This window comes from Pseudoflavonifractor sp. MSJ-37 (assembly GCF_018917965.1).
Lineage (GTDB): Bacteria > Bacillota > Clostridia > Oscillospirales > Oscillospiraceae > Pseudoflavonifractor_A.
Genome location: NZ_JAHLPP010000003.1, coordinates 238054 through 245545, shown reverse-complemented (window position 1 = coordinate 245545; position 7492 = coordinate 238054). Strand labels below are relative to the sequence as shown.

The following is a 7492-nucleotide window of genomic DNA, read 5'->3' as shown; positions in this document are numbered from 1 at the left end:
TGGAACGTAACGGACTGTAAGATTTGCTTTGAATACGGGCTTTATTACAGTCCGGTCAGCACGCCGGCGGACTTCCGCTCATTGGCCCCGATTGTATTGGAACAGGCATTGAAGGAATCAGGGACGCAACTGCTGGAACCTTATCTCTCCTTCACCCTCTATGCGCCCCGGGAATATCTTTCCAGGGCTTATCATGATGCACCGAAATACTGTGCCACCATCGAAACGGTCCAGGTAAAAAAGGATGAAGTTGTCTTTACTGGCGAGATTCCCGCCCGCTGTATACAGGCATACCGTACTGATCTGGCCTTTTACACCAACGGGCAGAGCGTATGCCTTACAGAACTGAAAGGGTATCAGGCCGCTGTCGGCAAGCCAGTCATCCAGCCCCGCCGTCCAAACAGCCGTTTAGACAAGATCCGGCATATGTTTCAGAAGATAATGTAACGTCTTGCGCAATGCAAGCGTTCATTGCTGGCTATTGCGAAATATCCCAGAAGGCCGGCTCCCAAGGAGGAAACGTCAATGATCCTGCCTTCAGTGATTATACCTCTATATTTTGTCTGGTGCATTAAGGAAACCTCAGACACGGTAAATATGTCCTATAACTTCTGATGGAGGGGGAACTCCTCCTTCCGTTATATCTATATAGATTTATTAGATTGGACTTTGTAACTATTAACCAGTAGTCGTTCTTGACTACACCATTATTATACTAGGAGAATGTAACTTCATGTTTGCTAAAAATTCAAAGGCATATTCTGTCTACCTGCTGTTCCGATTTGTCTGTTCCCTGGCGGTTTCTATGTCCACAGTGCTTTCCATCGTGTACCACCTGGAGGTGGTGCAGCTGGATGCTTTCCAGCTTGTCCTGGTAGGGACGGTTCTGGAGACCTCCTGCTTTCTGTTCGAGATACCCACCGGTGTGGTGGCGGATTTGTATAGCCGTCGGCGCTCGGTGCTGATTGGAATGTTCCTCTACGGCCTGGGCTTTCTGATGGAGGGTGCGCTACCGTGGTTCGCGCCGGTTCTGCTGGCCCAGGTTGTCTGGGGTTGCGGTGATACCTTCATCACCGGCGCTCTGGAGGCGTGGATTGCCTCGGAGGAAGAGGACAAACCCATAGACAAGGTGTTCCTGCGGGGCAGTCAAATGGGGCAAATCGGCGGCGTTCTGGGCGTGGTGCTGGGCACACTGCTGGGAAACATAAACCTGCAAATGCCTGTCATCTTGGGGGGCAGTTTGTGCTTGTTGTTGGGGCTGGTGATGGTTCGCATCATGCCAGAAACCAACTTCTCCCCTGCTATTGAGGAACGGCAGGGCTTGCTTAAAGACTTTGTCTGCCTGTTCAAGCTCAACCTGGGCTTTGTGAAAGGCGCACCTGTGTTGCTGGCGCTCTTAGCAATCACACTATGCGGGGGACTTGCCAGTGAAGGCTTTGACCGGCTCTCCACCGCTCATTTTCTGGATGACACGGTAATACCCGTTATCGGGCCGCTGAACAGCGTCACTTGGTTCGGTGTTATCAGTCTTATCGGCAACGGCTTAGGTATTCTGGCTTCTCAGTTGCTCATCGCCCGCATGGAGAAAAAAGGGACTGTCAGCCGAACCAGTGTGGTCATGTCCACCAGCGCCGGGTATATCCTGTGCCTGGTTCTCTTCGCGGTGGGGCGGAGCTTTTGGTTCATGTTGTTGGTGTTCCTGCTGGCGGGGCTTATGCGCACCATCAAGGAGCCTGTGCTGGCCGCCTGGATGAACGACCATGTGGATGAGAAAATGCGCGCCACAGTCTTTTCCACCAGCGGACAGCTGGACTCTTTCGGGCAGATCATCGGCGGGCCTATTGTGGGGCTGGTAGCCCAGCAGGTGTCCATACCCTGGGGGCTGGTCTGTACCGCTTTCCTGCTGTTGCCCGCGCTGTTCTTAGTGCCGGTGGCGGGAAAGAAGCGGGATTGATATGGCATAGTTAAGTTTACTGACGAGCGGGAGATTACTTCCGCTCGTCTTCATTTAGTAGCGCAAAATTTGAGGACTCTTTATTTCCTTATTCGGTATAGCGGAGGCGGCTGTCAATTCGACATAATTTTCTTGTGATACTTTACCGTACATGAGCATTGGAGGCAGGGTTGTCGGCTCCGTAACCTTCCAAGAGGTTGACGATACCCCATGCGCCGAGGCCGCAGCCAATAGCCATAACGAGAACTTTCAGAGTGTCAACAGCAGAAGCGAAAAATTCCATATACATTTCCTCCATTTAATAAAAGATTGAATTGTGGGTATCAAAAAAGCCGCCCTTTCAGGCGGCCTTCGGCCTCGGGCCAAGTTGGCCCGAAGTCCATTTATCAGTTAAACGAAATCGTCTGCGCTGTCCAAATCATCATAATTGAGAATGTCAGCGTCCTCGTCGGAGGCGTCCACCTCATACACCGTATATTCTTCCTCGGGCTTTAGTCTCAATCGCCGGGAAGTCAGGCGTTCCAGATGGAAGGCGTTTCGTTTACTGTCATGTTCCGCTGTATAGCGGTAGTTGGGATGTTGCTTCAAATCATACTTGGGCGAAAAGAATGGGGGCAGGCCCCGAAGCTGTAACAGGCACTTGTTTCCGGGCATGGTGGTGATCTCGCTGGTGGTCAAAAGCTCCCGGCCCAAACGCTGGGTGTTGAGTCCATAGCTTTCGGACTGGCCCCGTGTGCGGCTGTCCGTCTGCATGGAGATCGTCGCTTTTCCCAGCCAGTTTTCCGAAATGTCCTTTAGCGTGGAAGCCTCCCGGCCTCCGAGGAATACGATACTGTCCATGTTGCCCATGATGGTTTCGGAATGGTCTTTGTACAATGCCTTGCACTGGCTCATAGCCTGATAAAAGAGCGTCAGGCTGATCTCACGGGAGCGGATGACGGCCACGATCTTTTCCAGCCCCGGCACCTGTCCGGTGTTGGCAGCCTCGTCCCACAGCACCCGCACATGGTAGGGCAGACGCCCGCCATAGGTGTTGTCAGCCCGTTCACACAGAAGATTGAACATCTGCGAAAATGCAAGGGCCACGATAAAGTTATAGGTGCTGTCCGTATCGCTTATCAGGAAGAACAGGGCCGTTTTCTCGTCCCCGAGTTTATCAAGCTCCAACTCGTCATAGCTCATAATCTCCCGGAGCTCCGCTATATCAAACGGGGCAAGCCTTGCGCCGCAGGAAATCAGTATGCTTTTGGCGGTTTTGCCGCTGGCCAGCTTGTATTTGGCATATTGGCGCACAGCGAAGTGCTGGGGATTGCGCTTTGCAAGGCCGTCAAACATATAGTCCACAGCGTTTTTGAAGCTCTCGTCATCCTCCCGGACTTCCATGCTGTTTATCATTTCCACCAGCGTATTCATGTTCCGTTCTTCCTCCGGCCCCTCAAAGACGATATAGGCCACAAGAGCACAGTACAGAAGGGTTTCCGCTTTCGTCCAGAACTCGTCACCTTCCTTGCCGTCCCCCTTGGTATTGGCAATCAGGGCGTTGACGAACTTCAAAACATCGCTTTCCGTCTTGATATAGGCCATGGGGTTGTAGTGCATGGATTTTGAAAAATCTATGCTGTTGAACACCTTGACCTTGTAGCCCTTCTTCTTTTGCAGAAAATAGCCGCATTGGGAGAGTGTGCCGCCCTTGGGGTCTACCACCACATAGGAAGAATGAGCCTGCAAAAGCTGGGGCGTGAGCCAGAAGCGGGTCTTGCCCGAGCCTGACGAGCCGATAACGCAGGCGTTTAGATTGCGGGCGTTGGCCGGAATTTTGGGCCGGGTGTTCATGGTGAGAAATTCCGTCCCGGTCAAGATGATATTGTTTTCAAACTTGGGGTCTACAAACGGCTTTATGTCCGCTTCCGTACCCCATGAAGCGTTTTGTCAAGTGCTTTTCGCAATTTATTGACGCAAAACAGGATTTTTTCAAGAGAAAAGCCCCATGCGGTCAACATGGGGCGAGTTGATAAAGTGAAAGTGCGAAAGTGCAAGGTGCAAAGGCTCTGCGTTTTGCACTTTCATTTTGCAGTTTCGGGCGGCTGCTTCTTCTTGATGAAGTTGTACCATTGACTTCCAACGCGCCTTGCGCCCAATATGCCGCCCATGCTGCGCTTGGCATTTTGTACCGTTCTTTCGGATATTCCGGCTTCGGCTGCCGCCTTGACAATATCCTCGCTTGCCATTTCCTTACCGTCTGCAAGTAAATCGAGTATCAACCTTTCCGCTTGCTCGGTCTTGGTTTCGGTGTTGCCGCCTGTGCCGGACAGCAGTTCATCAGCGGTAATGTCATATTCGCCTATCCATGAAAAGCCGCTTTCCGCGCCCAACGAAAACGCCATAGGCTTACCCTCCGGTGCAAGGGAAGATTTGTCGTGAATGATAACGCGCACATTCGGCTCTCGTTTCACGCGCCCTATGAGCAGCACACTACGAGCGGCGGCTCGGAAGTCGATAGAGCCTAATCCCCGGTATGCGCTCTGACCTCCGGCAGCTTTGTTCAAGTGCCCGATAAGCACAACGGCACACCCGGTACGCTCTGCAACTTCGGCAAGGCGGCGAAAGATAGGGCGTATTTCGTTTGCCTTGTTCATATCCGTTTTTTCGCCTACATACGCCTGTATGGGGTCAAGGATTATAAGACGCGCCCCGGTCTGCCGGATTGCCCTTTCTATGCGTTCATCGGATAAGGACAATTCCTGTTTGCCCTCGTCAATGACAAGTACCCGGTCAAGGTCTGCGTCCGCTTCCATAAGGCGCGGCTTGACGGTATCGCCCAAACCGTCCTCTGCGGTCTGATAGATAACATTAAAAGGCTCATGCTCTGCCATAGCCGGAAAGGGCTTGCGGTTGGTACAGGCGGCGCAAAGGCGCAGGGCAAGGGTGGTTTTTCCCTCGCCGGGGTTGCCCTGTACGATTGTTACCTTTCCAAAAGGGATATACGGCTCCCATAGCCATTCAACGGTCTGTGTGTCAACCTCGCTCATGCGGATAATTTCAACGGTTTCTTCCTGTTGCGGCTCACGCAAGCCATAGACAGCTTCGCGCAGATATTTTCCGTCTGTAATTTCCTCTTTACGCTGTAAAACCTCGTTCCAGTCTTTGAACAACGGTACAAGGCGATTGACGGTGTAGCCTTGGGGGATAATGCTGTTAAGGCGGCTGCAAGCGTCTGTCCCGGCTTTGTCGCTGTCAAGGCAGAGATAGACGGTCTTGATATTCGGACGGTCAGAGAGAAAACGCAGCAGGGCTTTTTCACTCACGCCGCCCAATGACAGATAGCTTTGTTTCTGCCATTCCTTTTTGAACAGGCAGAGGAAAGATAACAGGTCAATGGGGGCTTCAAAGACAAAAAGCCTTTCGCCCTCGCCCCGGTAGCAGAAGTTAAAAGTCTTGTCGCTGCCTTTCACATCAAGCCGGAAGCTGCCCACCGTTCCCCGTTGGTGGGCATATCTCGGTATGCCGCTTTCATCTCTGCCGACAAATACGGCGTTATGGTGGGCGGCTTCCTCGTAGAGATCGCCGCAGGAAAAGAAAAAGCCCGACACATCTTCATCAATGCGCCGGGCGGCTGTAAGGTAGTTCCTCGCTGTTTGGTTGTCGGGGCTTTTGGGTGGTAGTCTGAATTGCAGATAGACGGGTGGGGGTGCTTCGCCCCGTTCGCCTATCAGCATTTCAACGGCTTCAAGAAAACTTTTGCCGTAAAACTCCATGACAAAATCAATCGGACCGCCGCCTTTGCTCTGGCTGTGCCGATACCATCTGTTTTCTCTGACCGTCAAGCTGTCGTGCCGTTTCCAACGGTACTCCTGTCCGGCGCGTTCAAGCTGTTCGCCCTGGGCTTGCAGGAATGATACAAGGTCGGTCTGATTTGCCCGGTCAATCTGTTCTTTGGTGTAGGTCATAGGGAAATATCCTCCTTTTTGCGTCTTGGTGTTTGGTGTGTCTGTTCCTGTGTGCGCTGCTCGGCTTGCTCTACAATATCAATGCACTTTCGGATTTGCTGTAACTCCTTAACCTCGCTGCGCTTTGTTTTCAGTTCTTCATATTCGCCTGTGGATTGGGCTTTCAGTTCGTCAAATTCTTTCTGCCACTCGGACACCTTGAAAGACTTTGTACCCTCCGGCAGATTTGCGTGCAGGAAACGGTTGGCGGCGTTCCAGATAATGAGGTCGCTTTCGTGGGCTTGCTCAAATTTTTCTCTCTTTTTGCCCCATCCGTTTTTCAGCGTTTTCAGTTCATCGTGAATGGGCTTCAAGCGGTTGTAGTTGCTGCCATGCTCGATAAACTTTTCCAATGTCCTCATGCGCTTCTGCTTGGCAACAACGCTTGTATTCAGCCGCTTTGCTTCTTCATCAACAGAGGAAAGGGCAGCGTCCAAATCTTCAAGGGTAGCAATGCCCTTGCTTTGCAGATAGACAATCGCCTTGCTGATTTTTTGCAATTCCCCGGCAGTATGCTGTTGCTGCCAGCCCTGTGAATACTTCCGGCTTTTCTCTCGTTCAATGCTCAAATACCTTGTAAGCAGCGTGGCAATATCGGGAGAGTGCGGGGCAGCTTGCAGTTGCTTCTTAGCGGCGAAAACCTCCGCAAGCCATTCTTTCAAGCTGTCGATATAGCCCCGGATTTCCCGCATAAGTCGGTTGGTCTTTTGTATCATGCGGTTGATTTCTCCCTTGTCGGTGGCTATGCCTTTCTTCTCCATTTGGGAAGCTGCAACACCCATGTGGACGGTGGGGAGTTCCTCAATACCACGCTCTGCATGGCTGCGGTGGTCGATACGCTCCGCGCTGCCGCTTCGCTCTAAATAGTCGTTGGCAAGGTCAGCCCACGCCTTGCGCCATAGGTCGGCGTTCTCCTGCCTGTTCCAGTCCATAAGGTCAACCTTGCGCGTCTTGTATCTGCCGCTTGGCAGCTTTACGCGCTCCCCATTTTCGTCAAGGACATATTCCTTTTTTGACTTCGCCGCCCATGTGCCTTTTTCATCAAGGGGGCGCATAGTCAAAAGGATATGAGCGTGTGGGTTGCCGTTGCCTGTGTCGTGGATATTGAAGTCGGCGCACATTCCTTTGGAAACAAATTGAGAGGAACAGTATTCCCGGACAAGGCGGGTCTGTTCCTCTCTTGAAAGTTCAACAGGTAGGGCGATTTCGATTTCCCTCGCAAGCTGTGAGTTATTCGATTTTTCGATTTGCTCCACGCTGTTCCATAGAATAGAACGGTCAGAGAAAGAGGGTGGGGCATGGGGCGGCAGCATGATTTCAGAATGAACAACGCCGCCTTTTCTTGTATAGTCGTGGGTCAGTCCGTCCCACTCGTTTGTCAGCTTCTCTCCGGCGCGGTAGGCTGCTGCGGCTACGGCAGATTTGCCCTTTCCCCGGCTGACAATCTTAATGCTGCAATGGTAGATTGCGATAGTATCACCTCCCGATACGGTCAACAAAACCCCATGAAAGTGAATAGCTTGCAAAGCAAGGTGTTCGCTTTCGTGGGGTA

Annotated in this window: 3 protein-coding genes and 3 pseudogenes; 2 read left to right on the top strand and 4 right to left on the bottom strand. The window is 52.0% G+C overall.

The annotated features are described in order from the left end of the window. Positions 1-447: pseudogene (locus KQI12_RS08795) on the top strand (tetracycline resistance ribosomal protection protein); the annotation flags it as partial. 286 nt (positions 448-733) lie between these two features. Then, the gene (gene tet(40) / locus KQI12_RS08790) at positions 734-1954 is read left to right on the top strand and encodes a tetracycline efflux MFS transporter Tet(40) (RefSeq protein WP_024407615.1); all 1221 of its coding nucleotides are present in this window, start codon (positions 734-736) and stop codon (positions 1952-1954) included. Between the two features lie 154 nt (positions 1955-2108). On the opposite strand, the pseudogene KQI12_RS08785 reads toward tet(40), so the two are convergent. From KQI12_RS08785 to mobQ, 4 genes and pseudogenes are all read right to left on the bottom strand, one after another. Further along, a pseudogene (locus KQI12_RS08785) lies at positions 2109-2237 on the bottom strand (Maff2 family mobile element protein); the annotation flags it as partial. Between the two features lie 107 nt (positions 2238-2344). Beyond that, a pseudogene (locus KQI12_RS08780) lies at positions 2345-3880 on the bottom strand (VirD4-like conjugal transfer protein, CD1115 family); the annotation flags it as partial. Between the two features lie 137 nt (positions 3881-4017). Beyond that, positions 4018-5901, bottom strand: coding sequence for an AAA family ATPase (locus KQI12_RS08775; RefSeq protein WP_071143481.1), 1884 nt, complete (start codon positions 5899-5901; stop codon positions 4018-4020). Then, complete coding sequence (gene mobQ, locus KQI12_RS08770) at positions 5898-7412, bottom strand: MobQ family relaxase (RefSeq protein WP_071143644.1); 1515 nt, start codon at positions 7410-7412, stop codon at positions 5898-5900. Before mobQ ends, KQI12_RS08775 begins: the two co-directional genes overlap by 4 nt. Positions 7413-7492: the final 80 nt, after the last annotated feature.

Coding starts and splice junctions, on each gene's coding strand:
- KQI12_RS08775 (WP_071143481.1), bottom strand. CDS start 5,901: ATGACCTACACCAAAGAACAGATTGACCGGGCAAATCAGACCGACCTT.